Origin of the sequence: Methylobacterium sp. V23 (genome assembly GCF_002917135.1) — a bacterium.
Taxonomy (GTDB): Bacteria; Pseudomonadota; Alphaproteobacteria; order Rhizobiales; family Beijerinckiaceae; genus Methylobacterium.
This window is the reverse complement of record NZ_PDHT01000087.1, coordinates 1-4,302: the sequence shown is the minus strand read 5'-3', so window position 1 is coordinate 4,302 and position 4,302 is coordinate 1. Positions and strand designations below refer to the sequence as shown.

Annotated in this window: 1 protein-coding gene and 1 pseudogene; both read right to left on the bottom strand. The window is 57.2% G+C overall.

Annotated features, from left to right (window positions below):
* Window positions 1-1,925, bottom strand: a 1,925-nt coding sequence (locus CRT23_RS27225; protein WP_146056558.1) for a family 16 glycosylhydrolase, incomplete at its 3' end; no start/stop codon positions are given.
* Window positions 1,926-2,921: 996 nt separating this feature from the next.
* Window positions 2,922-3,616, bottom strand: a pseudogene (locus tag CRT23_RS27220) (IS5/IS1182 family transposase); the annotation flags it as partial.
* Window positions 3,617-4,302 lie beyond the last annotated feature (686 nt).

Sequence of the window (4,302 nt, the reverse complement as noted above, 5' to 3'; positions counted from 1 at the left end):
TCTGTGCCGGTGTAGACCAGGTTCTCGACGTTGCCCTTGAGCGTGTAGGTGGCCAAGCTGGTGCGCACCGTGTCTGTGCCCGCATTGGCCTTCTCGACAATGGTGTCACCGGCACTTGTGACGACATAGACGTCGTTTCCGGCTCCGCCCTCGAGTTTGTCGGAGCCCGAGCCGCCGTTGATGGTGTCGTTGCCTGCAAGCCCACGGATCCAGTTGTTGCTGCTGTTGCCGACAAGATCATCATGGCCAGCAGTGCCGGTGACGGTGTTGGACGGGGTCGGAGAGGGCGACGGAGACGGTGCTGGAGTGGGTGACGGCGCTGGGGCGGGGGTCGAAGGTAGCGGAGAGAGCGATCCATTCGGATCGAAGTCGAAATCACTCCCGTCGAGTTGAGCCAGCTTCACGTGCTGCAACGTGATGGTCTCGTGATCAGCCTTGATCACCAGGTTGCCTTGCGCGTTTGTGCTCGCATGGGCCTGCACCTGAGCGAAGCTGGAGAAGCCAAGCCCTCCCACATCAAGTTTGTCGACGTTGACTTGGAAGTCGCCGATGAAGGTACTGCCGCTGTCGCCACGCTTGAACAGGAAGGTGTCGGCACCTTCTGCACCCATCAGCGTGTCGCTGCCCGACCCACTCCAAAGCACGTCGTTGCCCAACCCGCCGCTGAGCTTGTCAGCCCCCGTCCCGCCGGTGAGCACATCGTTGCCCGCGCCGCCCGTCAGGCCGTCGTTGCCCGGCCCACCCGCAACCGTGTTGTTCAACATGTTGCCAGCGCCAGAAAACTTACCCGAACCTGCGTAGACGAGGTTCTCTTGGTTACCGCCCAGCGCGTAGCTGGCCAAGCTGGTGCGCACCGTGTCGGTGCCCGCGTTGGCAAACTCCGCGATGGTGTTGCCGGTGTCATCGATGACGTAGGTGTCGTCGCCGCGCCCGCCCTCGAGCTTGTCCGCACCCGCTCCACCATCCAGCGTGTCGTTACTCTGGCCACCTACAAGTCGGTCGTTGCCAGCCCCACCGCTCAGGCTGTCGTGCCCGCCCGCGCCCGTGAGCGTGTCGTTGCCCGCCCCGCCGTCGAGCTTGTCCGCACCATCGCCGCCCGACAGGGTGTCGTTGGCCGAGGTCCCGGTCTTGGTGACGGGAGCCAGGTCCGAGGCATCCTGGTAGACGCGGATGTAATCGATCTTGAACGGAGCCGGAAACGGGGTGCCGGCGTTTACCGGCTTGCCAAAGCTGGAGCCGACCGACATGTCGGCCAGGATGTACATCGGGGCTTTGAGCGACTCGGGCGTGACCATGCGCCCGGTGACCTGACCGTCGAGGTAGAAGGTGGTGTAGTCCGGCTGCCAGTCGACGCCGTAGGTATGGTAGCCCTGCGACTGGTCCGTAGCCACCGTGGCCCGCACCGTCTTGTCGATCGAAGTGTTCACGCCGTCCTTGGAGTACCACACCGTCTGGTGCAGGTAGTCGGGCCGGTCGGCCAGGTACTCGACGATGTCGATCTCGCCCAGCTTCACGTTGTCGGTGCGCACCATGTAGAAGGCGGGCAGCAGGCCGGCGCCCGTGGGCATGTCGGCGCGCATCTCGACGTAGCCGTAGCGGAAGTCATAGGCGCCGGAGCCGGTGTTGATCAGCCCCGAGGTGTAGGGCGTCTTGATCACGTCGGCATCGGCCGCGGTGGTGTGGGCGGCCGTGATGGTGAGGGCGCCATCCTGGATCTTGAAGGGATCGGCGTCGGCGTGGCCACCGGAGCTGAGGGTGGTGCCGTTATCGTCGAGGTAGAGCTGCTTCTCGTAGAACTGCGGCAGGTTGCGCGTACCACCTGGGAAGGTGGTGTTCCAGGTGGGGCTGTCTGCGTTTGTGTTGAGATTGCTCCGCCCGTTGAACTCGTCGCTGAAGCTGAGAACGCGATTTGATAGATCGACCATACTTATATTCCCCAAGATAAGATTATATTGTTTTATTATTGCTTTTATTCTGGCCAGTCTGCGGCTAAATATGGCCAAGCTATGGCGGCGGACGCCAAGGACATCAACTTCATGCAACGACGAGTATTATATATTTTGAATTTTGTATCTTATCAAGCTTTCGGCTAAAAAGTCGGTTTAATAAACCTCTATTATCAAACATTCTTTTCATTATATCAGTAAGAGTTATCTATAATCTAAATCGACTAATGCATTGCGGCGGCCAATCTAAGCCGAAATGTTCTTCTGAAGAGGAGATGAGGACCTATCCATGCGCACACAATATCGAAAGCTATCAAAATAAATCTATGAACTCCTTCCGAGGAATATCCTCAGTATTGATGAAATATTTTTTGCGTCTGAAAAGATCGACACTACATAACGTCAGGATACGACTCCTCAACTTGAACATGCTAGAAGCAGCGCCCTCTTTTTAATGTGCCGGGCATGCCGAGGTGCAGGGAATTCTGGAGGTAGCGATCTGCATGAGTGCCAAGGAGCGAGACTATCTGGGTCAGGGGCAGCAGCCGCGACCACACGTTTTAGGGTACCTTGACCAGCCCGCGGGTAGCGCGCTTGGAGGAAGCCGAAGCTGCGCATGCCTTGCGAGATGGTCTCCGTAATACCTTGCTGCTGCGCGTAAGGTCATCGCCCCTCTTGAACCTAACACCGTCTCAACGCAACCTTAAGTAGTCAAGTCTCGGGACGCGGATGTGAGGTCGGCGGCCGGTGCGCACCTAAGGCACATTACGGATTAGCCGGACAAGGAAAGCAATTAGTAAGGCAGAAGCTCGCGCAGACGCGTTGGTGCTTAGTCGCGACGTCGTTTGCACTAGGAACCCGTCCGGATGACATGCTTGCTTGTAGAGACTGGCATCGAGGTCTAATTATTTGGATATATTACTATAGATTAACCCATTTACTTTGCTGACTGCAGGAAGTTGCTGGCTACCATCATCACTTATCAGCCCGGGTTTGAACGAGGCCTCTGAGCAAGAACTGTCGGAAGCCTGTGGCCTGCTTGATCCGCCGGAAGACAGGCTCGAGCACCTGCTCCCTGAAGCAACAGCGGCTGCCGCAGCCAGCTCGCTTCAGCCGCGTGACCCTCGCGCTCATCAACGGCATCATCATCAGGTTCCGGCAGCCGGCCGGGTCTTCCTCGCGATGCCGCGCTCGCCCCGGAGCCAGGTAGCCAGTGATGCCCCGCTTCTGAAGGGCAACGAGGTTCGCCTCGTTGGTAAAACTAGCATCACCCGAAATCTCCCGCGACTGCTCTCCTAGATGTGCCGGGCCCCCCGCCCACTAGGGACACGAGGAAGCAGTCGTCAGCCGAGTTGGTCACGAAGCGGTGTGCGACGATCACCTGATACGCGTCGTCGACTGCAATCGGACCGTTGTAGCCCCGCACGAACCCGTCGCGCGGGCAGGACGCGACTGTCCAGGTTGGTAAAGTTGCGCTGCGCCTGGTCTGGCTGGCCACCATCCTCCCGGCGCAGCAGCCGACCCCGCCAGCGCATGCCCGCCGAGGCGCCCAGTCCACTCTTGTCCTCGGGAGAGGGCGGACCGACTGCTTTCGCTTCTAGTGCGGCCTTGGCGAAGCGGATTGCCTCCAGTGGTCGCTGTTTGTCGGCTATCCAGTCCGGCGTCCTGTTCCTGATACGCAGACGCTCCGAGGCGAGAATTAATAATTAAAGTCACTTATTTAGGCACGGGACAAAAAGTTTTTCATCCGGTGCCCTGCCCCGTAGGCTTAAACGAGCGGCCACCGCTTGCCTGAGCTTGCCACCTGCCAGTGTTACTACGTAATATTTTCAGTACGACATCAAAGTATTCGGAATAAATTTTTTGCCGCCCTAATTCTCGATCTTCGCTCTAGTCATTTCACAAAATTTACCATTGAAAAAGCTCTTCGTTTGCCCAGGATTGATTATAATTCGACTGCTAGTGTAGCATTTTTTTGGTTCCATGCCCCACGTAAAGAAGGCTGCAACTCTATCAGCAGAGCTGTTAAATATATACCACCCGGCGGGTTTAATTTCTCGGACCAATACATTCTTACATCCGTCCCCTTGACAGAAGGCGAAAGCTCGACTGCTGAGCAATAGGACAACAGCTGATAACGCCAGCAGCTTCATAGTAAAAACCACGCCTTAAAATAGATTTCATGGATAGGCGGCTCGGCAAGCTACAGGAAAACCGCAATCACAGCGGACTGACGCAACTTGCATAGATAATAATACATAGAGAGAAGTTTTTGACAACTATCACTTCTCGCGCCAAGCTTTGGCGATCTGGTCGGTGAGCGGCTTGGTGAGGTAGCTGAGCACCGAGCGGTTGC